25 protein-coding genes are annotated in these 25,881 nt (G+C 71.3%); 8 read left to right on the top strand and 17 right to left on the bottom strand.

The window, feature by feature from the left end; translation table 11 throughout:
• Positions 1-10: 10 nt before the first annotated feature.
• On the bottom strand, positions 11-391 hold the full coding sequence (locus IF17_RS0105270; protein ID WP_030562632.1) for a PPOX class F420-dependent oxidoreductase: 381 nt from the start codon (positions 389-391) through the stop codon (positions 11-13).
• A 28-nt stretch (positions 392-419) separates the two neighbouring features.
• A complete protein-coding gene (locus IF17_RS0105265; RefSeq protein ID WP_030562630.1) occupies positions 420-707 on the bottom strand; it encodes a helix-turn-helix domain-containing protein in 288 nt (95 codons plus the stop codon).
• A gap of 73 nt (positions 708-780) precedes the next feature.
• On the opposite strand from IF17_RS0105265, the gene map reads away from it, so the two are divergent.
• Positions 781-1,548 carry a type I methionyl aminopeptidase gene (map, locus tag IF17_RS0105260; RefSeq protein WP_030562628.1) on the top strand — a complete coding sequence of 256 codons (768 nt, stop codon included), beginning with the start codon at positions 781-783 and terminating at the stop codon, positions 1,546-1,548.
• A 13-nt stretch (positions 1,549-1,561) separates the two neighbouring features.
• On the opposite strand, the gene IF17_RS0105255 is transcribed toward map, so the two are convergent.
• Together IF17_RS0105255 and ggt are read right to left on the bottom strand one after the other, a co-directional pair.
• A complete protein-coding gene (locus IF17_RS0105255) occupies positions 1,562-2,305 on the bottom strand; it encodes a glycoside hydrolase family 75 protein (protein WP_030562626.1) in 744 nt (247 codons plus the stop codon).
• Positions 2,306-2,466: 161 nt separating this feature from the next.
• Positions 2,467-4,284: a gamma-glutamyltransferase gene (gene ggt, locus IF17_RS0105250; RefSeq protein ID WP_030562624.1), complete on the bottom strand. Its 1,818-nt coding sequence runs from the start codon at positions 4,282-4,284 to the stop codon at positions 2,467-2,469.
• Positions 4,285-4,388: 104 nt separating this feature from the next.
• Here ggt and IF17_RS0105245 point away from each other — a divergent pair, with 104 nt between their 5' ends.
• Entirely contained in the window at positions 4,389-5,135 is a 747-nt protein-coding gene (locus IF17_RS0105245; RefSeq protein ID WP_030562622.1) for a hypothetical protein, read from the top strand.
• A 12-nt stretch (positions 5,136-5,147) separates the two neighbouring features.
• Here the strand turns inward: IF17_RS0105245 and murJ are convergent, their stop codons facing one another.
• The gene (gene murJ, locus IF17_RS0105240) at positions 5,148-6,821 is read right to left on the bottom strand and encodes a murein biosynthesis integral membrane protein MurJ (RefSeq protein ID WP_030562620.1); all 1,674 of its coding nucleotides are present in this window, start codon (positions 6,819-6,821) and stop codon (positions 5,148-5,150) included.
• A gap of 228 nt (positions 6,822-7,049) precedes the next feature.
• Between murJ and IF17_RS0105235 the strand changes: the two genes are divergently transcribed.
• Positions 7,050-8,243 (top strand): L,D-transpeptidase, encoded by a 1,194-nt coding sequence (locus IF17_RS0105235; protein ID WP_030562618.1) that lies wholly within the window; start codon positions 7,050-7,052, stop codon positions 8,241-8,243.
• A gap of 149 nt (positions 8,244-8,392) precedes the next feature.
• Positions 8,393-9,991, top strand: coding sequence for a CocE/NonD family hydrolase (locus IF17_RS0105230; RefSeq protein WP_030562616.1), 1,599 nt, complete (start codon positions 8,393-8,395; stop codon positions 9,989-9,991).
• Positions 9,992-10,023: 32 nt separating this feature from the next.
• Here IF17_RS0105230 and IF17_RS0105225 read toward each other — a convergent pair whose 3' ends face one another.
• From IF17_RS0105225 to IF17_RS0105205, 5 genes are all read right to left on the bottom strand, one after another.
• Complete coding sequence (locus IF17_RS0105225) at positions 10,024-10,890, bottom strand: amino acid ABC transporter permease (RefSeq protein WP_030562614.1); 867 nt, start codon at positions 10,888-10,890, stop codon at positions 10,024-10,026.
• A complete protein-coding gene (locus tag IF17_RS0105220) occupies positions 10,887-11,531 on the bottom strand; it encodes an amino acid ABC transporter permease (RefSeq protein ID WP_030562613.1) in 645 nt (214 codons plus the stop codon). The genes IF17_RS0105225 and IF17_RS0105220 overlap by 4 nt, the downstream gene beginning before the upstream one ends.
• A gap of 16 nt (positions 11,532-11,547) precedes the next feature.
• Positions 11,548-12,489, bottom strand: a complete 942-nt coding sequence (locus tag IF17_RS0105215; RefSeq protein WP_380890461.1) for a glutamate ABC transporter substrate-binding protein — start codon at positions 12,487-12,489, stop codon at positions 11,548-11,550.
• Between the two features lie 13 nt (positions 12,490-12,502).
• Positions 12,503-13,246 (bottom strand): amino acid ABC transporter ATP-binding protein, encoded by a 744-nt coding sequence (locus IF17_RS0105210; RefSeq protein ID WP_030562609.1) that lies wholly within the window; start codon positions 13,244-13,246, stop codon positions 12,503-12,505.
• A gap of 151 nt (positions 13,247-13,397) precedes the next feature.
• Entirely contained in the window at positions 13,398-13,838 is a 441-nt protein-coding gene (locus IF17_RS0105205) for a DUF6278 family protein (protein ID WP_030562607.1), read from the bottom strand.
• A 151-nt stretch (positions 13,839-13,989) separates the two neighbouring features.
• Here IF17_RS0105205 and IF17_RS0105200 point away from each other — a divergent pair, with 151 nt between their 5' ends.
• Positions 13,990-14,769, top strand: coding sequence for an SDR family NAD(P)-dependent oxidoreductase (locus IF17_RS0105200; protein ID WP_030562605.1), 780 nt, complete (start codon positions 13,990-13,992; stop codon positions 14,767-14,769).
• Between the two features lie 38 nt (positions 14,770-14,807).
• Here the strand turns inward: IF17_RS0105200 and IF17_RS0105195 are convergent, their stop codons facing one another.
• From IF17_RS0105195 to pcaDC, 4 genes are all read right to left on the bottom strand, one after another.
• Complete coding sequence (locus IF17_RS0105195) at positions 14,808-15,551, bottom strand: Clp protease N-terminal domain-containing protein (protein ID WP_030562602.1); 744 nt, start codon at positions 15,549-15,551, stop codon at positions 14,808-14,810.
• Between the two features lie 89 nt (positions 15,552-15,640).
• Entirely contained in the window at positions 15,641-16,426 is a 786-nt protein-coding gene (locus IF17_RS0105190; protein WP_030562600.1) for an exodeoxyribonuclease III, read from the bottom strand.
• A gap of 42 nt (positions 16,427-16,468) precedes the next feature.
• Entirely contained in the window at positions 16,469-17,122 is a 654-nt protein-coding gene (locus IF17_RS0105185; RefSeq protein WP_030562598.1) for an MBL fold metallo-hydrolase, read from the bottom strand.
• Between the two features lie 12 nt (positions 17,123-17,134).
• On the bottom strand, positions 17,135-18,397 hold the full coding sequence (pcaDC, locus tag IF17_RS0105180) for a bifunctional 3-oxoadipate enol-lactonase/4-carboxymuconolactone decarboxylase PcaDC (protein WP_425315158.1): 1,263 nt from the start codon (positions 18,395-18,397) through the stop codon (positions 17,135-17,137).
• Positions 18,398-18,608: 211 nt separating this feature from the next.
• On the opposite strand from pcaDC, the gene IF17_RS0105175 reads away from it, so the two are divergent.
• Genes IF17_RS0105175 through IF17_RS0105165 form a run of 3 tightly spaced genes read left to right on the top strand, consistent with a single transcriptional unit; the run spans position 18,609 to position 23,041 of the window.
• On the top strand, positions 18,609-20,309 hold the full coding sequence (locus tag IF17_RS0105175; protein WP_030562594.1) for a glycoside hydrolase family 13 protein: 1,701 nt from the start codon (positions 18,609-18,611) through the stop codon (positions 20,307-20,309).
• A 42-nt stretch (positions 20,310-20,351) separates the two neighbouring features.
• Positions 20,352-21,350 carry a TIGR03885 family FMN-dependent LLM class oxidoreductase gene (locus tag IF17_RS0105170; protein ID WP_030562592.1) on the top strand — a complete coding sequence of 333 codons (999 nt, stop codon included), beginning with the start codon at positions 20,352-20,354 and terminating at the stop codon, positions 21,348-21,350.
• The gene (locus IF17_RS0105165) at positions 21,347-23,041 is read left to right on the top strand and encodes an alpha-amylase family protein (RefSeq protein ID WP_030562589.1); all 1,695 of its coding nucleotides are present in this window, start codon (positions 21,347-21,349) and stop codon (positions 23,039-23,041) included. Before IF17_RS0105170 ends, IF17_RS0105165 begins: the two co-directional genes overlap by 4 nt.
• A gap of 64 nt (positions 23,042-23,105) precedes the next feature.
• On the opposite strand, the gene IF17_RS0105160 is transcribed toward IF17_RS0105165, so the two are convergent.
• The 3 genes from IF17_RS0105160 to IF17_RS0105150 form a co-directional block, all read right to left on the bottom strand.
• Positions 23,106-23,882 (bottom strand): uracil-DNA glycosylase, encoded by a 777-nt coding sequence (locus IF17_RS0105160; RefSeq protein WP_030562587.1) that lies wholly within the window; start codon positions 23,880-23,882, stop codon positions 23,106-23,108.
• A gap of 72 nt (positions 23,883-23,954) precedes the next feature.
• The gene (locus tag IF17_RS0105155; RefSeq protein ID WP_030562585.1) at positions 23,955-24,551 is read right to left on the bottom strand and encodes a hypothetical protein; all 597 of its coding nucleotides are present in this window, start codon (positions 24,549-24,551) and stop codon (positions 23,955-23,957) included.
• A 67-nt stretch (positions 24,552-24,618) separates the two neighbouring features.
• Positions 24,619-25,785: an ROK family glucokinase gene (locus IF17_RS0105150; protein ID WP_030562583.1), complete on the bottom strand. Its 1,167-nt coding sequence runs from the start codon at positions 25,783-25,785 to the stop codon at positions 24,619-24,621.
• Positions 25,786-25,881 lie beyond the last annotated feature (96 nt).

Below are 25,881 nucleotides of genomic sequence, written 5' to 3'. Positions count from 1 at the left end.
GCGGGCGGGCTCAGAAGGTGACGGCGATCCCGGTGTGCGGGCGCTTGCCGAAGCGGGCGATGGTGGCGGGCCAGTCGACGAGCCAGAACTTCCAGGTGTACTTGCGGGCCAGCAGCTTGCGCACCGCGCGGGTCTCCTCCGCGTCGAGAAGGCGCGCGGTGCCCTCGGCACTCGGGGCACCCTCGGCGATCCTGCCGCGTACGTCGCAGACGGTGACGACCACGTCGGTGTTGTTGCGGAGCCGCTTGACCTTCCATGAGTCGGAGCGGGTCCACACGTAGAGCACCTCGCCCTCGGCCGCGGCCCATACGGGCGTGGCGACGGGCGTGCCGTCCTTGCGGTAGGTGGTCAGGCTGACGTATTCGCTGCGCGCGAAGTCCTGGAGAGTCACGGACGCGACCCTACGCACCGCACGCCCGTTACGCGATCAGGGGTACGACGGCGGGTTCGGCGGACTCGGCGGGCTCCAGGGCGCAGCGGCCGAGCAGCTCGTCCATGGAGAGGCCGAGCGCCCCGGCGAGCGCGGCGACCGTGAAGAAGGCGGGGGTGGGGGCGCGGCCGGTCTCGATCTTGCGGAGGGTCTCGGCGGAGATTCCGGCGCTCGCCGCGACGGCGACCATGCTGCGCTCCCCGCGCGCCTCGCGGAGCAGGCGGCCGAGCCGTTCGCCGCGGAGGCGCTCTTCAGGGGTGAGAGGGGTGCGGACCATGAGGCCACTCTACTACGGTTCACCATTCTTATACCGTCATTACTATACCGCTTCGACCGGTATAGTAATGGGCATGGTGCACATCAAGACAGACACATCCATCGAAGCCATGCGTGAGTCCGGACGCGTCGTCGCGCGGATCCTGGCCCGCGCCCAGGAGGTCGCGGCGATCGGCGTGACGCCGCGCGAGCTGGACGAGGCGGCGCGCGAGGTGCTGCGCGAGGCGGGGGCCTCCTCGCCGTTCCTCGACTACAAGCCGCACTTCGCGCCCACCCCGTTCCCCGCCGTCATCTGCGTCTCCGTGAACGACGCGGTCGTCCACGGCATCCCCTCCGCCGAACCGCTGCGCGACGGCGACCTGGTCAGCGTGGACGCGGGCGCCCTCCTCGGCGGCTGGGCGGGCGACGCGGCGGTCAGCTTCACGGTCGGCGAGGCCCGCCCCGCCGACACGGAGCTGATCGACGCGGCCACCACCGCGCTGGAGGCGGGCATCGCGGCGGCGGTCGTCGGCAACCGGATCGGAGACATCGCCCACGCCATCGGCACGGTCTGCCGCAAGGCGGGTTACGGCATCCTCGACGGATACGGCGGCCACGGCATCGGCCGTTCGATGCACGAGGACCCGTCCGTGCCGAACGAGGGACGGCCCGGGCGCGGCATGCCGCTGCGCCACGGGATGGTCCTCGCGATCGAGCCCATGCTGCTCGCCGGCGGCCTCGACGAGTTCCGCCACGACCCGGACGGCTGGACGCTGCGGACGACCGACGGCAGCCGGGCGGCGCACGCCGAGCACACGGTGGCCATCACGAAGGACGGCCCGCGCGTCCTCACCGCTCTCTGACCCGCCCGGCCCGTCACCCGTGTCCGACGAACGCCCTCGCCAGTGCCTCGCCCCGGCGCTCCGCCTTGGCGCGGCTCTCGATCGGTGAGATCCGGGAGTCCTTGAACGCGATGTACGTGACACCGGACGCGGCCCCGCCGGTCGTCGGGTGGGGGTCGATGGACAGCTCCTCCGCCAGTGCGTACGACCCTTCGCCGATGATCCCGGCGGGCCCGGTGTCCCCGATGACGGCGTACCGCACCTGGCCCTTGTGGATGACGGCGACGACGCTGCCGCCGGTCAGCCCGGACTTCCGGTAGTCCCAGATCCGGCCCGGCGCGGGCACCACCACGAACGGCAGCCGGGCCGAGTCCAGCGGTGTGCCCCCGGAGGTCTGGAACGCGGTCTGCGGCTGGAAGTAGGGGTCGGACTTCGTGTTGCAGGCCTTGGTCTTCCGGCCGTCGCAGTCGATGTCCATGTCCGCCTTCCAGAACACGGCGTCCGTGGTGCCGCAGACGGGGACGGTGGCCTTGGAGCGGTTCGCGTCCGTGCGGTACCTGCCGCGCGAGATCTGCCGACAGGAGCGGACCTCGGCGAGCAGTTCCTCCGCGCTCACCGCCGGGTCCTCGACGTCTCCCGGCGCGGGACCCACCCGGGTATCCGGCGGTGTGTCAGGTACGGGGACCCCGGCGGTGGCGGGCAGGGCCGCCGGGCCGAGCAGGGCGGCACCGCAGACGGCGGAGGTGACGGCGGTCAGAGCGAACGTTCGGGTGCGCATCGTGGGGGACGGGCCCTTCGGTCGACCGGAGGAACCCGTGCGGCTCCTCCTCGGCTGCCGGCACGGGATCTCCGGCTCTCCCCTCCCCCGGCGGCGGTCCCGGTCGCCCGCGGTGTGTCCGCGTACGGCCGGTCCCGCCGCCCCTGCTGCGTGAGGCCGGGTCAGCTCCTGCCGCCCGGCTGCACCACCATGGCCGAGCCGCCGCCCCGCCGCACCTTTTCCGCCGCCGCCAGCCAGCGGCCGTCGGGGAGCCGCTGTACGCCGGTGGCGGCGCCGATCTCCGGGTTCTGCCGGAAGGCGTGGCCGAGCGCTTCGAGCTCGCCGCGGACCGGGCTGTTCCACAGGTCCGGCTCGATCTCGGTGGTGGCCGCGTTGCGCTGGCTGGCGCGGGGTGCGGCGATCGCGTCGACGAGCGGGAGCCCGCGGTCGAGGTGGCCGGTGAGGGACTGGAGCACGGTGGTGATGATCGTGGCGCCGCCCGGCGAGCCGAGGGCGAGGAGCGGCTTGCCGTCCTTGAGCACGATGGTCGGGGACATCGACGAGCGGGGCCGCTTGCCCGGGCCCGGCAGGTTCGGGTCGTGCACGGCCGGGTTGGCGGGGGCGAAGGAGAAGTCGGTCAGCTCGTTGTTGAGGAGGAAGCCGCGGCCGGGGACCGTGATGCCGCTGCCGCCGGTGGACTCGATCGTCAGGGTGTAGGAGACGACGTTGCCCCACTTGTCCGCCGTCGTCAGGTGCGTGGTGTTCTCGCCCTCGAACGTCGTGGGCGCGGCCGTACCACCGCTCCCGCACCGGGCCGGGTTCCGTGGGTCACCGGGCGTCACCGGACTGGTCAGCACCGCGTCGTCCCTGATCAGGCATCCGCGCGCGTCCGCGAACCGCTGGCTCAGCAGCTCCTTGGTCGGCACGTCCTCGAAAGCCGGGTCGCCGACCCAGCGGCCCCGGTCGGCGAAGGCGATACGGCTGGCCTCGATGAGCCGGTGGAGGTAGCGGGTCTGGCTCGCCCGGGAGAGGTCGGTGCGCTCCAACATGTTGAGGGCCTGGGCCACCGTCGTACCGCCGGACGAGGAGGGCGCCATGCCGTAGACGTCCAGGCCCCGGTAGCCGGCCTTCGTCGGCTTCTGCTGGAGCGTGCGGTAGGCGGCGAGGTCCTTGCGGGTCAGGTCGCCGGGGCGGACGGTCCGGGTGGCCTGCGCGTCGACGGGTGGCTTGTGGACCGTACGCACGATGTCGTCCGCCAACTCGCCCCGGTACAGCTCCCCGACGCCCTTGCGGCCGAGCTTCTCGTACGTACGGGCCAGGTCGGGGTTCTTGAACACCGAGCCCACGACGGGCAGTTCACCGCCCGGCAGGAACAGCTTCGCGGAGGCGGGGAAGTCGGCGAACCGAGCCTGGTTGGAGGCCGTCTGGGAGCGGAAGGTCCCGTCCACCACGAAGCCGTCCCGGGCCAGGCGTTCGGCCGGTTTCAGCAGCGTACGAAGGGACTTGGAGCCCCAGGTGTCGAGCGCCCGCTCCCAGGTGGCGGGGGTGCCGGGGGTGCCGACGCCGAGGCCGCTGGTGACGCCTTCCTCGAACGGGATGGGCTTGCCGTTCTCCAGGAAGAGGGAGGCGTCCGCGCTGCGGGGTGCGGTCTCGCGGCCGTCGATGGTCCGCACCGTGCGCTTCTTGGCGTCGTAGTGGACGAAGTAGCCTCCGCCGCCGATGCCCGCCGAGTACGGCTCGGTCACGCCGAGCGCGGCGGCGGTCGCCACGGCCGCGTCCACCGCGTTGCCGCCCTGGCGCAGCACCTCGATCCCGGCCGCCGACGCGTCCCGGTCGACGCTGGCCACCGCTCCCCCGTAGCCCACCGCCACCGGGGACTTGGGTGGGGCGGGGTGCCGGTGGGCGGGCTCCGCGGAGCCCGCGGGGGCGGTGGCCCCGAGCGAGGCGACCACGGCGAGGGCGGCCACTATCGACATGTTCCGGCCGACGGAACGGTGCATACGAACCTCCAGTCAACGGATCTCCGCGCAGGCTAGCCCGCGGGCGCCCGGATCGTCAGGACCGCCTCGAACGGTTACCCGAATGACCGATAACATGCCCGGCCATGACGGACGACGTGCGCAACATCGTGCTGGGCGTGATAGCCGCCGGGATCAGCGGATCGCTGGGCTGGCTGGCCCGTACCTACCTCCTGCGGCGCAAGCTCCGCCGTAAGCAGGCGTTCTTCGGGCTGCCGGCCCACTCCGAGTGCCTGCTGGTCGTCAACCGGTACGCGGGCGCCGAGGGGTCCGTGCACCGGTACGACGTGTTCGCGCTGCTGGAGCTCTCCGCGCTGATCAAGGACTGCGCGGCCAACGCGCAGATCGTGACGCACGACGTGGCGCAGCAGGGTTTCGGGGAGCGTACGGAGTTCTGCGTCGGCGGCCCGACGTCCAACCAGCGGATGGCGGCCCACCTGCGGACCCTGCTCCCCGGTGTACGGATCAACACCGACCCGGAGCCCGGCCCGGACCGGGTCGCCTTCCAGATCGGTTCGGAGCGCTACCGGCTGGAGCCGGGGATCTCGGAGTACGTCCTGCTCGCACGGCTGACGGGCGGTCAGGAGGCGCGCCCGGTCTTCCTGTTCTGCGGGCAGCGGGCCATCACTAACCAGGCGGCGACCCGTTATGTGTCTCGCCACTACGAGAAGCTGCTGCGCAAGCACGGCACCAAGTCGTTCGCGCTGCTGCTGAAGGTGGTCAACTCCCAGGCGTACGGCCCCGATGTGGTGGAGGTCATCGGCGATGTCACCCGCGCGGCGCAGGCGCCCGTACCGACGACACCACCTGCCTCCCACCGGGCGGACAGCTGACCGGGTCCGGCCTCAGCGCCGCAGCCGGTCCCGGCCGCCGTCCACCATCGCGGTGATCTCACCGATCCTCAGCGGCCGGGCCAGCAGCACCACCGTGAGCAGCAGCGCGAGGGTCCCGGCCCCGACGGCCGCGATGTCCCCCGCGCCCTCGGCCGCGCGGGCGGCCCCGTAGGCGAGCGCCCCGGCGGGCAGGCAGGCGGCGATCAGCTTGAGGTGGGCGCCGAGGGTGGGTGAGCGCAGCAGGGTCCCGGTCCCGGCCCCCGAGAGCCGCCGGGACAGCACGTACCCGGTGACGGCGAAGCCGACGACGAAGGCCACCGTGCTCGCTCCGGCCATCCCGGTCACGGCCCAGCGGACGGGCAGCACCCAGTAGGCGGCCGCCGAGAGGCCGGCGTTGACGGCGGCGACCACGAGGTTGAGCAGGAACGGTGTGCGGGTGTCGCTCATCGCGTAGAAGCCGCGGGAGAGGACGTACTGCCCGGAGAAGGCGATGAGTCCGGGGGCGAACGCCATCATGATTCCGGCCATCACCGTGATGTCGGCGTCGGTGGTGCGCCCGTACCCGAAGACGGAGCCGATCACCCAGGGTGCGAGGACCAGGAACACGGTGGCGGCGGGCACGACGACGGCGGCGCTGGTCCGCAGCGCGTACGCGACATCGCGCCGCACCCCGGCGAGGTCCCCGTCGGCCGCCGCCCGGCTCATCCGGGGCATCAGCGCGGTGACGAGGGAGACGGTGATGATGCCCTGCGGGACGACCCAGAGCTGGTAGGCGTAGCTGTAGGCGGCATACCCCGCCCCGCCCGCCACCTGCTGCTCGAACGCCTGCTGACCGGCGGTGGTGGAGAGCCGGGTGACGACCCAGTACGCGAGCTGGTTGGTGAGCACCAGCAGGACGAGCCAGCCGGCCGCGCGCATCGGCCGGGTCAGTCCGCTGCCGCGCCAGTCGAAGCGGGGCCGCCAGCGGAACTTCGCGGCCCGCAGCGCGGGAAGCAGCGCGAGGGTCTGCACGGCGATCCCGGCGGTGGTGCCCCAGCCCAGGAGGTGGGCGTCCCGGTCGGAGAGGGCGCCGCCGGAGCTCGCGGCGACGGCGATGTAGAGGCCGAACACCCCGATGATCACGATGTTGTTGAGGACCGGGGTCCACATCATCGCGCCGAACCGGCCTCGGGCGTTGAGGACCTGGCCGAGCAGGGTGAAGAGCCCGTAGAAGAGGATCTGCGGCAGGCAGTAGCGGGCCAGCGCGACGGTCAGCTCGGCCTGGCGTCCGTCATAGTCGGTGTAGAGGCCGACGATCAGGGGCGCCGCCGCCACGGCGAGCGCGGTGAGGGCGAGGAGGCCGACGGTGCACAGGGTGAGCAGCCGGTCGGTGTACGCGGCTCCGCCGTCGGCGTGCTCCTTGGCGGCCCGGACCAGTTCGGGGACGAAGACCGCGTTGAGCGCGCCGCCGATGAGCAGGATGTAGAGGATGTTGGGGACGGTGTTGGCGACCGTGTAGCCGTCGGCGGTCAGCCCGGTGCCGAGCGCGGCGAGGACGACCGCCGAGCGGACGAAGCCGGTGGCGCGGGAGACGACGGAGCCCGCCGCCATCACGGCCCCGCTGCGCAGGACGGAGGCGGACCGGGCCGGGAGTATCCCGGGCTCGGTCGTGGCTTCTTCGGGCACTGCGGACCCGTCGGGCGTCACTGCGGACTCCGCCGGCCCATCGACCCCTTCCGCCTCCTCGGGCTTGACGGTTCCGCTCACTGGTCTCTCCCGCGCTGCGAGGTACTGGCCGACGGTGGAGGGTACTCCGCAGGGTCCGGTGCCGGTCCGGCGGGGGGACCGGCCGAACCCGACATGGGGGAAACGGAACCCGGCAGGGGGGAAATCGCCTCTCCCCTGTCGAGCCCTGCAGCCCTGGAGGTTTTTCCGTTGAGTTCCCCACGCCCGCGCATCCACCGCCGTACCGCCCTGACCGTCGTCCCGGCGGCGCTGCTCGCCGCCGCGCTCACAGCCTGTTCGGGCGGTGGCGCGTCCGGCTCCGCCGCGCAGGAGGGCGGGGACGGCAAGGCGCCCGCGACCAGCATCTCCGTGAATCTCCAGGGCAAGGCGGCGGCCCCCGGTGAACCGGTGAAGGTCACGCTGGCGGAGGGGAAGCTGAAGACGGTCGCGGTGACGGCCGACAAGGGCGGCGCGCTGGCCGGGAAGATATCCGCCGACGGCCGGACCTGGATATCCGAGCGGGTCGCCGCGCCCGGAACCGCGTACACGGTCGAGGCGAAGGACGCGGACGGCGGCAGCGACACCGCCACCTTCTCGACCGCCGAGGCGGAGAAGGTGAACAAGCTGTCGCTCGCGCCGGGCAAGAACACCACGGTCGGGATCGCCCAGCCGCTGTCGGTCGTCTTCGACCACCCGGTGAAGAACAAGGCGGCGGTGGAGAAGGCCCTGCAGGTGTCCACGTCGAACGACACCGAGGGCTCCTGGGGCTGGCTGCAGGACTACTCGGGCAAGGACCGCGTCGACTGGCGGCCCGAGGAGTACTGGAAGCCGGGTACGAAGGTCACGCTGGCCGCCGAGCTGAACGGCATCGACACGGGCGCGGACGGCGGCTGGTTCGTCCGTGACTACGCCACGACGTTCACCATCGGCGCCGCCCAGGTGGTCAAGGTCGACCTCGACGGGCACCGCCTCTCCCTCCACCGCGACGGCAAGCAGGTGTTCCAGGCGCCGATGTCGGGTGGCACCCCGGGCGGCGACAAGGCGTCCTGGCGGGGCACGGCCGTCCTGATGTCCAAGGAGGGCACGATCAACATGCGCTCCGAGACGGTGGGCCTCGGCGACGCCTACGACAAGATGGTCGACTACTCGATGCGGCTGACCTGGTCGGGGATGTACGCGCACGCCGCGCCGTGGAACGCGGGCTACTTCGGCAACGCCAACCGCAGCTCGGGCTGTCTCGGGATGAGCGACGCGAACGCGGCCGCGCTCTACGGGCAGGTGCGGGTGGGCGACCCGTTCGAGATCACCGGCGCCGACGCCAAGGGCACGGTCGCCGAGGGCAACGGGTACGGCGCGTGGAACGTGTCCTGGGCCGACTGGCAGGCGAAGAGCGCGCTGAAGTGAGCCGCCCGCTCACCTCCGTACGACGGAAGGCCTACTGACACCACGTCCAACAATCGTTACCTTCACGCAACACACCCGATAGTTACCAGCGGTAAACAACCGGGGTTACCGTCGGGTCACTTTGCACTGACACGCGTGAGGAGTGACCCGTGGTACGTCCGAAACCGGCACTGCGCACCACCGCTTCGATCACCACCGCCGCCGTCCTGCTGACCGGAGCCGCCCTCGGCGCGGCTCCGGCGGCGGGAGCCGCGCCCGCAACCGCCCCCGCGAGCGCCGCCTCCGCGCCGGGCCTGACGTTCCACGACATCCCCGGCTCCGGGGGCATCACGCTCAAGGGCAATGTGTTCAGACCGTCCGGAGCGCCGGCCGGGGCGAAGCACCCCCTCATCGTCTTCCCGACCAGCTGGGCCATGCCTCAGATCGAGTATCTGGCGCAGGCCCAGAAGCTCGCCGACTCCGGTTATGTGGTGGTGAGTTACACCTCGCGCGGCTTCTGGCTCTCCGGCGGGAAGATCGAGGTGGCCGGTCCGCCGGACATCGCGGACGCCTCCGCCGTCATCGACTGGGCGCTGGCCAACACCTCGGCCGACCCGGATCGGATCGGCATGGGCGGGGTCAGTTACGGGGCGGGCATCAGCCTGCTGGCCGCCGGGCACGACTCGCGGATCAAGGCAGTGGCCGCGCTCAGCGGCTGGGCCGACCTGATCGACTCCATCTACAGCGGCCGGACCCAGCACCTCCAGGCAGCGGCCCTGCTCGGCGGCGCCGGGCTGATCACCGGCCGCCCCAGCGACGAACTCTCGCAGACGCTCAAGGACTTCCTCGGCTCCAACCTGGCCAAGGAACCGGAGATGATCGCCTGGGGCGCCAAGCGCTCCCCCGCGACCCACCTCGACAAGATCAACACCAACGGCGCCGCCATCATGATGGGCAACGCCTGGGGCGACACGATCTTCCCGCCCAACCAGTACGCCTCGTTCTACGAGAAGCTCACCGGCCCCAAGCGGCTGGAGTTCCGCCCCGGCGACCACGCGACCGCCGAGCTGACCGGCCTGTTCGGGCTGCCCAACGACACCTGGACGAGCACCCGCCGCTGGTTCGACCGCTACCTCAAGGGCGAGCGCAACGGCATCGACACCGAGCAGCCCGTCCAGCTCAAGTCCCGTACCGACAAGGGGTACGAGGGGTACGCGGACTGGAAGTCGGTGGGCGCGGCGAAGAACCGTATACAGCTCGACGGTACGAAGAAGGTCTGGGCGAACGTCGATTCGGGCGCCAACGGGGGCATCACGCTGCTCTCCAACGCGCTGGACCAGTTCCTGAAGCTGCCGCCGACCGTCTCCGTACCCCTTCTGCCGCGCACCTTCGCGAGCGTGTGGCAGTCGGAGCGGTACGGCTCCGAGCAGCGCGTCCGGGGCACGGCGGAGCTGCACACCACGGTCACCAGCACGAAGTCGAGCGGCACCTTCGTCGCGTACCTCTACGACGTCGGCCCGCTCGGCGTGGGCAAGCTGGTCAGCAACGCCCCGTACACGTTCCACGCGCAGACGCCGGGCCGGCCGTTCCCCGTCGACCTGGAGCTGTTCTCCACGGCCTACGACGTCCCGGCCGGTCACCGGCTCGCCCTGGTGATCGACACCGTCGATCCGCTGTACATCGAGCACAACCCGACCGGCGCGCAGCTGACCTTCTCCTCGCCCGCCTCGGACCCGAGTCATCTCTCGGTCCCGCTGCGCGAGAAGTGATCACCGACTGCTGCCGGGCGGGGCATGCTCCGCTACTGCCCTCCCGGCAGCAGCTTCCCCGGCTCGGCCGGGGCCACCCCCACCGCCTCCGTCTTCGGATTGCGCCGCTGCCTTCGCGCCACCCAGGTGGCGAACCACGAGAGCAACATGCACATGCCGATGTAGATCGGAGAGATCACCATCACGACAGGGATGAAGGGAAGATCGTAGTCGAGATTCGACGCGATCAGCTTTCCCGCGTGGAGGAATTCCTCGTAGGTGATCAGGTAACCCAGTGAGGTGTCCTTGAGGGCGACCACCAGCTGACTGATGATGGTCGGCAGCATCGCGCGCACGGCCTGGGGGGCCAGGACGAACGTCGTGACCTGGGTCTTGCGCATCCCGAGGGCGTACGCGGCCTCCCGCTGGCCCCGGTCCACGGAGTTGATCCCGGTGCGGAAGACCTCCGCGAGGACCGAGCCGTTGTAGAGGGTCAGCCCGGCGACCAGGGCGGGCAGGGCCTGGACCTTCAGCGCCACGAAGATGAAGAAGATCATCACCAGCACCGGCATGGCCCGGAAGAACTCGACCAGCAGCGTCGAGATCCAGCGCACCGGGCGGTGCACGGAGAGCCGGCCGACCGCGAGGACCGCACCGAGGGCGAGGGAGAGGACGGCGGCGTACGCGAACGCCTTGAGCGTGTTGCCGAGGCCCCGCAGGAGCAGTTCCTGGATGCCCTTGTACTCGAAGGGGCGCCACTTCTCGGCGGTGAACTGGTCGGTGTCGAAGAGCAGATAGATGATCCAGCCGACGAGGGCGAGGATCACGGCCGTCGAGGCGATCCCGTACAGGAGATGCCGTTTACGGGCCTGCGGCCCCGGGATGTCGTAGAGCGCAGTGGCCGAGGGGACATGGGTCATCGTGCGACTCCCCAGCGCTTCTCCATCACGTTGAAGAGCGCACTGATGGTGAGGGTGATGATCAGGTAGCCGACGGCGATCCAGATGAACGTCCAGATGATGCTGTAGCCCAGCTCGTTGAGCGTCCGGTAGGTGCCGAGGAGTTCGGTGACGCTGAACGCGCCGGCGATCGCGGAGTTCTTGGCCAGCGCGATCAGGGTGGAGCCGACCGGCGGGATCACCGAGCGGAAGGCCTGCGGCAGGACGACCTGGTTCAAGGTCTGCCCGAAGGTCATCCCGAGGCTGCGGGCGGCCTCGCCCTGGCCGGTGGGCACGGTGTTGATGCCGGAGCGCAGCACCTCGCAGATGAACGCGGAGGTGTAGCAGCCGAGCGCCAGGACGGCGAAGAGCTGGAAGGGCAGTACGAGGCCGAAGCGGGGCAGGCCGAGGAGGACCGCGAAGAACAGCAGTGTCAGCGGGGTGTTGCGCAGCACGGTCACCCAGACCGTGCCCAGCACCCGCAGTGAGCCTACGGGCGCGACGCGGAAGGAGGCCATCACGAAGCCGAGGGCGAGGGCGAGGGCCGAGGAGTAGACCGTCAGCTCGACGGTGCCGAGGAAGCCCTCGCCGTAGAGGGAGAAGTTGTCTGTCAGTACGTCCATGGGTGGCGCCGTCCCCTCAGTTCGCCGGGTAGCGGTCGATGGGCGGCGGGGTCGGCGCGGGCACGCCGGAGCGCCCCAGCGTCGCCTCGAACGCCTTCTTCCAGTTGCCGTTCTTCTCGTTCGCCTCCAGCGCGTCGTTGAGGGCGCCCCGCAGCGCGTTGTCGTTGCGCGGTACGCCGATGCCGTACGGCTCCTCGGAGAACGGCTTGCCGACGACCTTCATCTCGTCGGGCGCCTTGGCCGCGAAGCCCAGCAGGATCGCGTCGTCGGTGGTGACGGCGTCGACCTGGAAGGTCAGCAGGTTGTCGACGCAGATCGAGTACGTGTCGTAGGCGACGAGCACCGCCTTGGGGAAGTCCTCGGCGATGCGCTGGTAGGGCGTGGAGCCGGCCGCCGAGCAGACCGTCCTGCCGTCGAGGTCCTGGGGGCCCTTGATGTCGTTCTCGTCGGTACGCACCAGGAGTCCCTGGCCCGCCATGTAGTAGGGGCCGGCGAAGCCGACGAGCTTCTTGCGCATGTCGTTGATGGTGTAGGTGCCGACGTAGTAGTCGATCTGGCCGTTCTGGAGGGCGGTCTCGCGGTTCGCGGAGGCGATCGTCCGGAAACGGATGGTCTTCGGTTCGAAGCCGAGGGAGGCCGCCATCATCCGGGCGATCTCGATGTCGAAGCCGGAGTAGACGCCGCTGGCGGGGTCCTTCTCGCCCAGATAGGGCTGGTCCTCCTTGGCGCCGACGATCAGGTAGCCGCGCCGCTCCGCCTTCCGCCAGGTGGGCGACGCGGGCAGTTCGAAGCCCTGGTCCACTGGGTAGACGGGCAGCGCCTCGGGCGCCGGTCCCTTGACCGGCGGGCTGCCCTCCTTGCCGCAGGCCGCGGCGAGCACGGTGAGCAGGAGGCAGAGGGCGAGGGCGGCGCCGCGGCGGCGGGCACTGCTGGTGGGCAAGGTGTGGGTACGCGACACGAAGGGCCCCCTGTCAGTGCTTGAGGATCTTGGACAGGAAGTCCTTGGCACGGTCGCTCTCCGGGGCGGTGAAGAAGTCCTCCGGGGTACGGTCCTCGACCACGCGGCCGTCGGCCATGAAGACGACGCGGTTGGCGGCGGACCGGGCGAAGCCCATCTCGTGGGTGACCACGACCATGGTCATGCCCTCCTGCGCAAGCTGCTGCATGACCTCCAGCACCTCGTTGATCATCTCCGGGTCGAGCGCCGAGGTGGGCTCGTCGAAGAGCAGTGCCTTGGGGTCCATGGCGAGAGCGCGGGCGATCGCCACGCGCTGCTGCTGGCCGCCGGAGAGCTGGACGGGGAACTTGTCGGCCTGGGAGGCGAGGCCGACCCGCTCCAGCAGTTCCCGGGAGCGCCGGTCGGCCTCCTCCTTCTTGCGCTTGCGGACCTTGAGCTGGGCCAGGGACACATTGGCCAGCACGGTCTTGTGGGCGAAGAGGTTGAACGACTGGAAGACCATGCCGACTTCGGCGCGGAGCTGGGCCAGGCCCTTGCCCTCCGCGGGGAGGGGCTTGCCGTCGATCAGGATGGAACCGGACTCGATCGTCTCCAGCCGGTTGACCGCCCGGCACAGGGTCGATTTCCCGGAGCCGGAGGGGCCGATGACCACCACCACCTCCCCGCGGCCGACGGTGAGATTGATGTCCTGAAGTACGTGCAACTCTCCGAAGTGTTTGTTGACGTCCCTCAGTTCGATCAACGGATCGACGGCCATGCGCTGCCCTACCCACTTGTCGCTGTGTCGAGGTCAGCGCAAACTATGCAGCCCGGAAAGGGACTTCGCACCCGACACGCTCAAATGGCACATAAGGCTGTTTATCTCTCTTGGTGATGAGCTCCCGGTGATGAGCTCCCGGCCGTAGCGATCAGTTCTCGGCCGACTCCGCGTACACCTGCGAGAGCTCGGGGCTACCGGTCATGGCCCAGTCCAGCCCGGCGGCGACGACGTCGATCTCCCGCCCGGACTCCAGCCGCACCACGGGCTGCCCGCTCGGCCAGATGTCCCACGCCGCCCCCGGGACGGTGCGCACGATGACGGTGCCCAGGTAGAGCCCGGCGTCGTTGCCCAGCCAGGGCAGCTCCTCGGGGTCGTCGCGCCAGCGCGGCGGCAGCTGGTCGAGCGCGGACAACGAGGCCGGGCTGTCGTCGAGTTCGAGTCCTTGCTGCCCCGCCCGGGCACGCAGCAGTTCGCATTCGGCGAGCAGCTCGGCCACACCGTCGGGATCAGCTTCGACGGCGGCCGCGAGCGCGTGCCCCTGCGTACTGCCCTGACGCTTACGCCAGTTGTCCAAGAAAGGGATGTTCATACCACTAGGGTCCCACCCTTGCCAGGTTCCGCACCACAGGGCGCGCGGACCCCGCCGGGGGCCGGGCCGGCGACCACCCCGGACAGCCTCCGCCCACCCCGGACCGCAGGTGGCACCGAGCGGGCGGAAACCGATGTCCTAGGGTACGAACATGAGTGCTCAGAGCTATGTTTCCGACCTGTTCTCGCTGGCCGACCGGGTCGCCGTCGTGACCGGCGGCAGCTCCGGGATCGGGCGGGCCATCACCGGGGCGCTCGCCCGGGCCGGGGCGCGTGTGGTCGTGGTGGCCCGCCGGGAGAGTGAACTGAAGGCGACCGTCGACGAGTTGGCGGCCGCCGAGTGCCGGGCCGCCTGGGTGAGCGCCGATCTGGGGACCGGTGAGGGTGTGCGGGCCGCCGCCGACGGGGTGGTGGCCGCTTTCGGGGAGCCGGACATCCTCGTCAACTGCGCCGGGATCAACCTGCGGCCGCCCATGGACGAGCTGGGTGAGGACGTCTGGGACACCACCATGGCCGTGAACCTCAAGGCGCCGTTCCTGCTGGGGCAGCGGTTCGGGCCCGGGATGGCCGAGCGGGGTTACGGGCGGATCATTCATGTCAGCTCGCAGCAGGCCCACCGCGCCTTTGTGAGCAGCGGTGCGTACGGGGTGTCCAAGGGCGGGCTGGAGTCGCTGGCCCGGTCGCAGGCCGAGGCGTGGTCTCCGTACGGCGTCACCGTGAACACCCTGGTCCCGGGGTTCGTGCTGACCCCGCTGAACGCGCGCCTCCAGTCGGACCCGGAAAAGGTGGCGTCGCTGGCCGCCCGGACGATGGTCGGCCGCAACGGGCTCGCGGAGGACTTCGCCGGGGCGGCGGTGTTCCTGGCGGGGCGCTCATCGGCGTACGTCACCGGGCAGTCGTTGTTCGTGGACGGCGGGTTCTCGGTGCACTGAGGCCGCCGTCCACGTGGTGCGGGGGCCGCTCGGGAGCCTCAGGGCTGCTGCCCGAGCGCCCCTGCCGCCTCGCCCACCGCCCGCTCCACCGCGGCGGACACGGCCTCCTTGTCCAGACCGAGGCCGGTCAGCACGCCGGAGCCGTCCTCGAACTCCAGCAGGGCCAGCAGGATGTGCTCGGTGCCGACGTAGTTGTGGCCCAGGCGCAGGGCCTCGCGGAAGGTCAGCTCCAGGACCTTCTTGGCGTCCGCGTCGTACGGGATCAGCTCGGGCGCCTCGTCCACCGGGGCGGGCAGCGCCGCGGCCGCCGCCGCCCGCAGCGTGTCCGGCTCCACGCCCTTCCCGGCGAGGACGCGGACGGCGACGGCCTCGGGCTCGGCGAGCAGGCCGAGGATCAGGTGGGCGGGGACGATCTCGGCGTGCCGGGCGGCCTGGGCCTCGTTGTGGGAGGCGACCACCACGTTGCGGGCGCGCGGGGTGAAGCGGTTGAAGCCCTCGTTCGGGTCCAGGTCGGAGGAGCTCTCGCCCTTCTTCGGCACGAAGCGCTTCTGGGCGGCCTGGCGGGTGACCCCCATGCTCCGGCCGATGTCGGTCCAGGAGGCGCCGGAGCGGCGGGCCTGGTCCACGAAGTGACCGATGAGGTGGTCGGCCACGTCACCGAGGTGGTCGGCGGCGAGGACGGCGCCGGAGAGCTGCTCCAGCGCGTCGGCGTTGGTCTTCTTGATGGCCTCGATCAGATCGTCGAGGCGCACGGAAGGGGTGACAGGGAGAGGCTGCGTCATGTGACAACCGTAGGTTGACACTCCTGGGAGTGTCAACCTTGGGTTGTCACGTGGTCCCCTGCCTCTCGCCCGCCTCGGCTCGCACCCGCTCAGAGGTCGAGGTCGAGGTCCACCACCACCGGCGCGTGGTCGGACGCGCCCTTGCCCTTGCGCTCCTCGCGGTCCACATAGCTGTCCTTGACGGCGGCGGTGAACGCGGGGTTGCCGAAGGTCAGGTCGATCCGCATGCCCTTGTTCTTGGGGAAGCGCAGCTCCCGGTAGTCCCAGAAGGTGTACGCCCGGTCGTACTTGAGGGGGCGGGGCAGCACCTCGCCCAGCCCCTCCCCCTCCAGGGCCGCGAGGGCCGCGCGCTCGGCGGGCGTCACATGCGTGGCGCCCGCGAAGAGCGCCGGGTCCCAGACGTCCTCGTCGGTCGGGGCCACGTTGAAGTCGCCCAGGACCGCGAACGGCCGGGTCCCCGCCGCGTCGGCCGCGACGGCCTTCCGCAGGGCCTCCAGCCAGGCCAGCTTGTACGTGTAGTGGTCGTGCTCGACCTCGCGGCCGTTGGGGACGTAGACCGACCACAGGCGCAGCGGGCCGCAGGTCGCGGAGATCGCGCGGGGCTCCTGCACCCCCTCGTACTCCGGGCCGCCCGGCAGCCCGGAGACGACGTCGGTGAGGCCGACCCGGGAGAGCAGCGCGACCCCGTTCCACCGGCCGGTGGCGTTGACCGCGGACTCGTAGCCCGCCTCGCGCAGGGCTTCGGCGGGGAACTGCTCGGCCGTGCACTTGGTCTCCTGGATGCACAGCACATCGGTGCCGCTGCTCTCCAGCCAGGCCAGGAGCCTCGGCAGCCGGGCGGTGATCGAATTGACGTTGTAGGTCGCGATGCGCATGGCAGCCAACCTAGCGGCTCCCACTGACAGCGGCCGCCGGGCTCACAGCTCGGTGGTGCCGCCCGGGGCCAGCCGGCCGTGGTCCGCGCCGCCGAGAGCGCCGATCTGGTTGTCGTAGATCGGCCGCGCGAGGTCCGTGAGCAGGGCGTCGTGGACGTCGATCGCCCGGCGCGGCTTCACCTCGCGTACGTAGTCGATGACCTCGGAGATCTTGCTCCAGGGGGCCATCACCGGCAGCAGGAGGGTGTCCACGGGGCGGTCGGGGACGGTGAGGGCGTCGCCGGGGTGGAAGACCGAACCGTCGACCAGGAAGCCGATGTTGGTGATCCTCGGGATGTCGGGGTGGATCACCGCGTGCAGCTCCCCGTGCACGGTGACGTCGAACCCGGCCGCCGAGAACGCGTCCCCGTCGCCGACCGTGTGCACGCGGCCCGGGAAGGCGGCCGAGAGCTGGTCGGCCACGCTGCGCAGGGTCCAGATCTCCGCCGCCGGGTTGGCCTCCAGACCCGCCCGGAGCCTGGCCTCGTCGAAGTGGTCCGGGTGCTCGTGCGTGACGAGCAGGACGTCGGCGCCGAGTGCCGCGTCGTCCTCGGAGAAGCCGCCCGGGTCGATGACCAGGACGCGCCCCTCCTTCTCGATCCGCACGCAGGAGTGGGTCTTCTTGGTGAGCGTGAGTGGCTGAGGCGATGCGTTCATGGCTCCATCCTGCTACGCGGGCGGGGTGGTTTCCTCCTGGATCACGGACTGCGCGATGGCGAAGGCCGCGCCGGCCGCCGGGATGCCGCAGTAGACGGCGGTCTGGAGGAGAACCTCCTTGATCTCGGCGGGGGTCAGGCCGTTGCGCAGGGCGGCGCGGGTGTGCGCGGCCAGGCCCTCCAGGTGGCCGGAGGCGACGAGCGCGGTGAGCGCGACGCAGCTGCGGGTACGGCGGTCCAGGCCGTCCCGGCTCCAGGCCTCGCCCCACTCGTACCGGGTGACCAGCTCCTGGAAGTCCTCGGTGAACGGGTCGGCGGAGGCGTTCACGGCGTCGACGTGCGCGTCCCCCAGCACCTCGCGGCGCACCTTCACGCCGCGCTCGTGGCGGCTCTCCCGCTGCGGGCCCACGGCCTCGGGCGCGTCGGGCGCCGGGGCGATCTCGGCGACGGGGGCGAACGAGGTGGCGGGCGTGGCCGGTCCGGGGACGAGCGGGGTGGCGGGGGCGGCGGCGGGCGCGTCCTGCCAGGCGGTGGAGAAGTGCGTCAGGAGCAGGTCGCAGACGGCCGCGGGCTGCTCGACCGGGGCCAGGTGCGAGGCGCCGGGGACGAGCGCGAGGCGGGCGTCCGGTATCCCGGCGACCAGCGTGCGGGCCTCGGCGGGCCCGGTGACCTGGTCCTCCGCGCCGACGAGGACGAGGGTCGGGACGCCGATGCGGCCCAGGCGGTCGCGGATGTCGAACGTGGCCAGCGCCTCGCACGCCGCGATGTAGCAGCCGGGGTCGGTGGTACGGACCATCTGCACGGCCCACTCCACGATGGCGGGCTGCGCGGCGGCGAAGCCGGGTGTGAACCAGCGTTCCGGCGCGGTGCGGGCCATCGGCTCCAGGCCGTTGGTACGGACGATCACTCCGCGCTGCCGGAACTCGTCGGCCGTGCCGAACCGGGGCGAGGAGGCCACCAGCGCCAGCGAGGCCACCCGGTGCGGGTGGCGCAGGGCCAGGTCCGCCCCGACGGCCCCGCCGATCGAGCAGCCCGCGTACCCGAACCGCTGGATGCCGAGCCCGTCGAGGGTGGCGATCAGCCGGTCCGACAGCTCGGCGACCGAGGACGCCGCGTGGGCGGGGGCGCCGCCGTGGCCCGGCAGGTCGTAGCGGAAGACTCTCCAGTGCTGGGATAGCTCGGGTATCTGGCGATCCCACATGTGCCAGGTCGTCCCGAGGGAGGGCCCGATGACCAGGACCGGAGCGTCATCCGGCCCGTCGAGGCGGTATTGCATGGTGTTCGGTGGTGTCTCACTCACCCGCCCGACCCTCTCATCTCTCACCGGTTCTCGCTGCCCCGGGTCGGACTGACCGGCTTTTCGCCCCTCGCCCGGCGCGGGGCACGGGCCGCTGTCCGCTGCACACGGGCGGCTGTCCGCTACAACCGCCCTGTCCGGGGAAGGGGAACCACATCGCGTGACTCCCGAGGCGAGAGAGGGACCTCCCATGGCGGGCGGCAGTGCAGCGCAGGACAACGACGCGTGGTGGAAGTCCTCGGTCGTCTACCAGGTCTATCCCCGTAGCTTCGCCGACTCGGACGGTGACGGCATCGGCGACCTGGCGGGCCTCACCGGCCGGCTGGACCACCTCGCGGAGCTGGGCGTCGATGTGCTGTGGCTGTCCCCCGTCTACCCGTCGCCGCAGGACGACAACGGCTACGACATCAGCGACTATCAGGACATCGATCCCGTCTTCGGTGACCTGGCGGCCTTCGACCGGCTGCTCGCCGCCGTGCACGAGCGCGGGATGAAACTGGTCATGGACCTGGTCGTCAATCACACGTCCGACGAGCATCCCTGGTTCCAGGAGTCACGCGATCCGGACAGTCCGAAACGTGACTGGTACTGGTGGCGTCCACCGCGTGAGGGTGGTGAACCCAACAACTGGGGCTCGTTCTTCTCCGGCTCGGCCTGGGCGCACGACGCCACGAGTGACGCGTACTACCTCCACCTCTTCTCCCCGAAACAGCCGGATCTCAACTGGGAGAACCCCGACCTGCGGCAGGCCGTCCACGCCATGATGCGCTGGTGGCTGGAGCGCGGGGTGGACGGCTTCCGGATGGACGTCATCAACCTCATCTCCAAGGATCCGGAACTGCCCGACGGCGAACTGCGTGGCGACGGCCCGTACGGTGACGGCTCGCCCCACTACGTCTGCGGCCCGCGCATCCACGACTACCTCCAGGAAATGCACCGTGAGGTGTTCGCCCGGTATCCCGGCCGGCTGCTCACCGTCGGCGAGATGCCCGGGGTGACCGTCGAACAGGCCCGGCTGTTCACGGACCCGCGACGGGCCGAAGTCGACATGGTCTTCCAGTTCGAGCACGTCGGACTCGACCACGGCAGCGGCAAGTTCGATCCCCGGCCGCTGCGCCTGACCGATCTCAAGGCGTCACTGGGCCGCTGGCAGGCCGGCCTCGCCGACGTCGGGTGGAACAGCCTGTACTGGAACAACCACGACCAGCCTCGCGTGGTCTCCCGGTTCGGCGACGACGGGCCCCGCCACCGGATACGGTCCGCGAAGATGCTGGCCACCGTCCTCCACCTGCACCGCGGCACGCCGTACATCTACCAGGGCGAAGAACTGGGCATGGCGAACGCGCCCCTGCGCACCATCGAGGACTTCCGGGACATCGAGTCCCTGAACCACTACGCGCAGGAACTGCGTGCCGGAGCCGAGCCCGAGGACATCCTGCCCGGGCTTCGGGCGATGGGCCGGGACAACGCCCGTACCCCCATGCAGTGGGACGCCTCGCCGCAGGCCGGCTTCACGACGGGCACCCCCTGGCTGCCGGTCAACCCCGACCACACCGAGGTCAACGCCGCTGCCGCCCGGACGGATCCCGACTCCGTCCTCCACCACTACCGGCGGCTGATCGCGCTGCGGCGCAGCGAACCGGCCGTCGTGCACGGCGACTTCACCATGCTGCTGCCGGACGACGAGCGGATCTACGCCTTCACCCGCCGCCACGGGGCCACGACCCTGCTCATCGCCGGGAACTTCACCGGCGAGACGGTCGACGTGGCGCTGCCGGACGGCTGGGAGGGAGCCGAACTCGTCCTGGGCAACGGCCCGTCCGTCCCCGCTCCCCCCAGCCGGCTGGTCCTCGCGCCGTGGGAGGCGAGGGTACACCGGCAGATGCTCTGACCCCGTGCCGGTGTTCGCGGTGGCACCGGGTACCCGCACCCCATGACCGTCTACGGATTCCACGCCTCGCACGAACAGGTGCCTCCCGCCGAGCTGTTGGCGGCGGCCGTCCACGCGGAGAGCGCCGGCTTCACCGCCGCCATGTGCTCGGACCACTTCTCGCCCTGGAGCGTCCGGCAGGGCGAGTCCGGCTTCGCGTGGTCCTGGCTCGGCGCCGCGCTCCAGGCCACCGACCACATCCCGTTCGGAGTCGTCAACGCGCCGGGGCAGCGGTACCACCCGGCGATCATCGCTCAGGCCGTCGGCAGCCTCGCCGCCATGTACCCGGGCCGCTTCTGGGCAGCGCTGGGCAGCGGTGAGGCGTCCAACGAGCACATCACCGGCGCGCGCTGGCCGCGCAAGGACGTCCGCAACGCACGGCTGCGCGAGTGCGTCGACATCATCCGGGCGCTGCTGAACGGCGAAGAGGTGAGTCACGACGGGCTGGTGACCGTGGACCGGGCCCGGCTGTGGACCCGCCCCGAGACCGTGCCGCCGCTGGTGGGCGCCGCGTGCAGCGAGGCCACCGCCCGCTGGTGCGCCGAGTGGGCCGACGGGCTGATCACCGTCAACGCGCCGCACGAGAAGCTGCGCCGGATCGTGGACGCGTACCGCTCCGCCGGCGGCGCCGGGCGCTTGCACCTCCAGGTCCACCTCAGCTGGGACCCCGACCTGGAGACCGCCCGCGCCGTCGCCCACGACCAATGGCGCACCAACGTCCACGGTCCGCCGGTCAGTTGGGACCTGGACTCGGCCGAGCTGTTCGACGGCGTCAGCGAGCACGTCACGCCCGAGCAGGTCGCCGGGTCCGTCAACATCTCGGCGGACCTCGGCCAACACGCGGCCTGGCTCCAGGAGTACGCCGACCTCGGCTTCGACGTGGTCATGCTGCACCACGTCGGCCGGGAACAGAGCGCCTTCATCGACGCGTTCGGCGCCGAGGTGCTGCCCCGGCTCGATGTGACCCGCCCCGAGCCCTACCTTGCGGAGAGTGCCCGATGAGGCTGACCCGGACCTCCGACCTGTGGTGGAAGAACGCCGTCGTGTACTGCCTGGACGTGGAGACGTACCAGGACGGCGACGGTGACGGGACCGGCGACTTCGCCGGTCTGACCCAGCGGATCGACCATCTGGTGCGCCTGGGAGTCACCTGTGTGTGGCTGATGCCCTTCTATCCGACCCGGGAGCGCGACGACGGCTACGACATCACCGACTTCTACGGTGTCGATCCGCGCCTGGGCACGCTCGGCGACTTCACCGAGTTCGTGCGGACCGCCCGCGACCGGGGCATCCGGGTCATCGCCGACCTGGTGGTCAATCACACCTCCGACCACCACCCGTGGTTCCAGGACGCCCGCTCCAGCCGCACATCCGCCCACCGTGACTGGTACGTCTGGGTCGACTCGCCGCCGGAGGACGGCCCCGAGGGCGTGGTCTTCCCCGACGCGGAGCGCAGTGTGTGGGAGCTGGACGAGACCACCGGCCAGTACTACCTGCACCGCTTCTTCAAGCAGCAGCCCGACCTGAACGTGGCCAACCCGGCGGTACGCGACGAGATAGCCCGCATCATGGGTTTCTGGACGCAGCTGGGGCTGTCCGGCTTCCGCGTCGACGCGGTTCCGTTCCTGCTGGAGACCGACGGCCAGCAGGACGCGGACCGGCTGCCCGACCCGCACGAGTACCTCGCCGACCTGCGGGCCTTCCTCGGGCGCCGCAACGGTGAGGCGGTGCTGTTGGGCGAGGTCAATCTGCCCTACCCCGACACCGCCACGTTCTTCGGGGAGCCGGAGTCGGGCCGGGGCGACGAGCTGACCATGTGCTTCGACTTCATCGGCATGCAGCGGATGTACCTGTCGATGGCCCGGGGCGAGGCGGGACCGCTGGCCGCCGCCCTGCGGGAGCGGCCCACCGCTCCCCGCGACGCGCACTGGGCGACCTTCGTCCGCAACCACGACGAGCTGACGCTCGACAAGCTCGACGACGACGAGCGCGCCGAGGTCTTCGCGGCCTTCGGCCCGGACGAGGACATGCAGCTCTACGGCCGTGGTCTGCGCCGCAGGCTGCCGCCGATGGTGGAGGGCGACCGGCGCCGGGTCGAGCTGGCCTACAGCCTGCTCTTCACCCTGCCGGGCACCCCCGTGCTCTTCTACGGCGAGGAGATCGGGATGGGGGAGAACCTCGCCGCCGAGGGCCGGCAGGCCGTACGGACCCCGATGCAGTGGACCGCCGACAAGGGCGGTGGCTTCTCCGGCGCGGACGCCGCCGCTCTGCCCAACCCGGTCGTGGAGGGCGCGTTCGGACCGAAGCGGGTCAATGTGCACGACCAGGCGCACGATCCGGATTCGCTCCTCGCGCGGATGCGGACACTGATCGAGCGGTATCGCGAGGCACCCGAACTGGCCTGGGGCGCGTACGAGGTGCTCGACGCGGACGACCCCGGCGTCCTGGCGCACATCAGCTCGCTGCCGGAAGGGGCGGTGCTGGCGGTGCACAACTTCTCCGACCGGGCGGTCACCGCGGCCACGACGGTCCCCGGGCTGAAAGGCGGCCGCCTGCTCACCGACGTCTTCACCGGCGACACGGTGAAGTCGGCGGCCGGGGGGCTCGTCCGCACCGAGCTGGAGCCGTACGGCTACCGCTGGCTGCGGGTGAACACCCCCCTGGACGACCCGGACCGCGTGACCGACGTGTGAGGAACCGCCGGGAACCCGTTCCCGGCGGTCCGCCCGTCCTGACGGAGGAAGGTCGTCGCCGGGCTCAGGTGGCGATCCCGGCGACAGCGGCGGCCTCACGCAACACGTCGACCAGCATGGGCATGGTCAGGCGCCCGGTGAACGTGTTGCGCTGGCTGGGGTGGTAGCTGCCGAGCAGGTGCAGCTCCTGCCGGCTCCCGGTGGCGGGCAGGACGACCCGGGTGCCGTGACCGAAGGCGGGACGCGGACGCGGGATTTCCCATCCCGCCTGTGCGAGGACCGGCAGGAGCGCCTGCCAGCCGAAGCCGCCGAGGACGACGACCGAGCGCAGCTGCGGACCCAGCAGGTTCAGCTCGGCCGCGAGCCAGGGCCGGCAGGTGTCGCGTTCCCCGGGCGTCGGCCGGTTCTCCGGGGGCGCGCAGTGCACGGGCGAGGTCAGCCGCACGCCGCGCAGCCGGAGCCCGTCCCCGGCGTGGACGGAGGACGGCTGCGAGGAGAGGCCCAGCGTGTGCAGCGCGGCGAAGAGGAAGTCGCCCGTCGCGTCCCCGGTGAACATCCGCCCGGTCCGGTTGCCGCCGTGGGCTGCGGGTGCCAGCCCCACCACGGCCATCGTCGCGTCCGCCGGGCCGAAGCCGGGCACCGGTCGTGCCCAGTACTCCTGGTCCCGGAAGGCGGCGCGCCTGACCTCGCCGACCTCCTCCCGCCAGGTCACAAGCCGTGGACAGGCCCGGCAGTGCGTGACGAGAGCGTCGAGCTCGCCGAGCCCGGTGCAGGAGGCCGCGTGGCGGGCCGGGAAGCCCGGGTCGTCGGCCGCCGGTACCGGGCCCGCCGTCTCATCCATGCCCGTCACGCTCCTGCCGCGGCCGTCGAGGCGCCGTGTCCCGGCCGGCGGGGAGGCTCGGCCCGGAACGACTCATGGGGTCGCCGCGGAGACGACATAGACGACAGGACTGGCCGGGTCGGTCATATTGACCGTGATGGTCTGGGTGGGGCGCGGCTTCTTGTTGGTGTGGGTGACGCTGGCCCAGTTCTCGTTCGGGCTGAAGTACCACCCGGTGATGGCGATGTCCCGGGAGCTGATGTTGACCTTCCCGGGCTCCAGGGCCGCGCGGCCGGTGCCGATGCCGCTCAGGAAGCGGTCGAGGCCGGCGGAGGTCGTCCGGAACTTGGCGTACATCCGGCTGGCTTTCCAGTTGTTCGTCTCGTAGTACTGGACCCCGATCCCGTTCCCGGGGATCGGGATCTCGAAGATCCGGCGCTGCATCTTGGAGGGCCAGCCCTCGCGGAGGCCCACGGCGGCCGCCTCGGCCTCCTTGTCCTTGCCCGAGCGGCGGCTCTGGCCCGCGGAGACGAGGAGGTAGCCCGCCGGGATGCCGATCAGCAGGACGATGATCGTGGCGGTGATGAACCGCCGCCGGAAGACCCGCCGGGGACTCTCGGGCGGCTTGCCCTCGCCGTCGCCCGGCGAATCGGACTGGGGCGGCGCCACGGGGTGGTCGGCTGCGATCATGATCAGGAGGTCCCTCGTGCTGCGGAGCGGGGTACGGAGGCTGAGACGCCGGGCTGGCGGCTGCGGTTCAGTCGACCGTACGGGTCGAACGGGTGTTGCGGATGGTGCTCGCCGCCTGGTCGTAGATCTGCGCGTACCGCTCGTACCGCTCGACGCGGCGCCGGTTGGCCCGGCGGAAGCGGCGGGCCACCAGCCTGGCGAGGTCCGCGGCGCCGACCATACCCGCCTCGGGTCCCAGCTGCGCCTTGGCGATCTTGGCCTCGGGGCGGTAGCCGCGGCCGGTGAGGTGGCGCTTGAAGGCGTCCCGGGCGGGGCCGATCAGGAGGTCGTCGGCGGCGCTGACACCACCGCCGATGACGAAGCAGGAGGGGTCGAGCGCGGCGGCCAGGTTGGCGATGCCGACACCGAGCCACTGGCCGATGTCCTGGAGGAGCTCGATGCACATGGCATCGCCCTCGCGGGCCAGTTCGGTGATGAGCGGGCCGGTGATGTCGGAGACGTTGCCCTTCACCCGGTCCAGCAGATAGTGCGCGACCGGGGAGTCGGCGGCGGCCAGCTCCCTGGCCTCGCGGACCAGGGCGTTGCCGGAGCTGTACTGCTCCCAGCAGCCCCGGTTGCCGCAGGGGCAGCGGTGGCCCGAGGGCACGACCTGCATGTGGCCGAACTCACCGGCCACGCCGTACTTGCCGCGCTTGACCTGGCCGTCCTCCAGGATCGCGCCGCCGATCCCAGTACCGAGCGTGATCATGACGAGGTGGTCCTCGCCGCGCCCGGCGCCGAAGCGCCACTCCGCCCAGGCGGCGGTGTTGGCGTCGTTGTCGACCATGACGGGGACGACGAGGCGGGAGGCGATCGCGTCGCGCAGGGGTTCGTCGCGCCAGGCGAGGTGCGGGGCGAACAGGACCTTGGAGCGGTCGGCGTCCACCCAGCCCGCCGCGCCGATGCCCACCGCGTGAACGTCGTGCCGGTCGGAGAGGTCCAGGACCAGCTCGACGATGGTGTCCTCGACGACCTTGGGGCTCTTGGACTTGTCGGGCGTCTCGGTGCGCAGCTGTTCCAGGATGTTGCCGTCGGCGTCGACGACGCCCGCCATCACCTTCGTACCGCCGATGTCGATCCCGACCGTCGGGACGCGGGGGGCGGTGAGGTGCGAGCGGCGCTCCTTGGTGCCGACGGTCTTGAGGACGGTGGCGCGGGCGGAGCCGCGGTCTGCGAAGTCGCGGTACGTGCTCATCGTCCCTGCGGGGTCTGAGGGGCCGGGCCGCTGTCACGGTCGGCGGCGGACGGCGCCCGCCGCGCCCGATTCTGCCACTGCCCGGCCCCCGGAGCG

This window comes from Streptomyces cyaneofuscatus (assembly GCF_000718135.1).
Taxonomy (GTDB): Bacteria; Actinomycetota; Actinomycetes; order Streptomycetales; family Streptomycetaceae; genus Streptomyces; species Streptomyces cyaneofuscatus.
The sequence above is the reverse complement of the archived record's forward strand: the minus strand, read 5'-3'. Positions and strand labels throughout refer to the sequence as shown.

Excerpts from the sequence above, each read along its gene's own strand:
- IF17_RS0105220 (WP_030562613.1), bottom strand. The coding sequence starts at position 11,531 with ATGGACGTACTGACAGACAACTTCTCCCTCTACGGCGAGGGCTTCCTC.
- ggt (WP_030562624.1), bottom strand. The coding sequence starts at position 4,284 with ATGCACCGTTCCGTCGGCCGGAACATGTCGATAGTGGCCGCCCTCGCC.
- IF17_RS0105245 (WP_030562622.1), top strand. The coding sequence starts at position 4,389 with ATGACGGACGACGTGCGCAACATCGTGCTGGGCGTGATAGCCGCCGGG.
- map (WP_030562628.1), top strand. The coding sequence starts at position 781 with ATGGTGCACATCAAGACAGACACATCCATCGAAGCCATGCGTGAGTCC.
- IF17_RS0105265 (WP_030562630.1), bottom strand. The coding sequence starts at position 707 with ATGGTCCGCACCCCTCTCACCCCTGAAGAGCGCCTCCGCGGCGAACGG.
- IF17_RS0105210 (WP_030562609.1), bottom strand. The coding sequence starts at position 13,246 with ATGGCCGTCGATCCGTTGATCGAACTGAGGGACGTCAACAAACACTTC.
- IF17_RS0105175 (WP_030562594.1), top strand. The coding sequence starts at position 18,609 with ATGGCGGGCGGCAGTGCAGCGCAGGACAACGACGCGTGGTGGAAGTCC.
- IF17_RS0105225 (WP_030562614.1), bottom strand. The coding sequence starts at position 10,890 with ATGACCCATGTCCCCTCGGCCACTGCGCTCTACGACATCCCGGGGCCG.
- IF17_RS0105190 (WP_030562600.1), bottom strand. The coding sequence starts at position 16,426 with ATGCGCATCGCGACCTACAACGTCAATTCGATCACCGCCCGGCTGCCG.
- IF17_RS0105165 (WP_030562589.1), top strand. The coding sequence starts at position 21,347 with ATGAGGCTGACCCGGACCTCCGACCTGTGGTGGAAGAACGCCGTCGTG.
- IF17_RS0105255 (WP_030562626.1), bottom strand. The coding sequence starts at position 2,305 with ATGCGCACCCGAACGTTCGCTCTGACCGCCGTCACCTCCGCCGTCTGC.
- IF17_RS0105155 (WP_030562585.1), bottom strand. The coding sequence starts at position 24,551 with ATGATCGCAGCCGACCACCCCGTGGCGCCGCCCCAGTCCGATTCGCCG.
- IF17_RS0105160 (WP_030562587.1), bottom strand. The coding sequence starts at position 23,882 with ATGGATGAGACGGCGGGCCCGGTACCGGCGGCCGACGACCCGGGCTTC.
- IF17_RS0105185 (WP_030562598.1), bottom strand. The coding sequence starts at position 17,122 with ATGAACGCATCGCCTCAGCCACTCACGCTCACCAAGAAGACCCACTCC.
- pcaDC (WP_425315158.1), bottom strand. The coding sequence starts at position 18,397 with ATGCAATACCGCCTCGACGGGCCGGATGACGCTCCGGTCCTGGTCATC.
- IF17_RS0105195 (WP_030562602.1), bottom strand. The coding sequence starts at position 15,551 with ATGACGCAGCCTCTCCCTGTCACCCCTTCCGTGCGCCTCGACGATCTG.
- IF17_RS0105205 (WP_030562607.1), bottom strand. The coding sequence starts at position 13,838 with ATGAACATCCCTTTCTTGGACAACTGGCGTAAGCGTCAGGGCAGTACG.
- IF17_RS0105170 (WP_030562592.1), top strand. The coding sequence starts at position 20,352 with ATGACCGTCTACGGATTCCACGCCTCGCACGAACAGGTGCCTCCCGCC.
- IF17_RS0105150 (WP_030562583.1), bottom strand. The coding sequence starts at position 25,785 with ATGAGCACGTACCGCGACTTCGCAGACCGCGGCTCCGCCCGCGCCACC.
- IF17_RS0105200 (WP_030562605.1), top strand. The coding sequence starts at position 13,990 with ATGAGTGCTCAGAGCTATGTTTCCGACCTGTTCTCGCTGGCCGACCGG.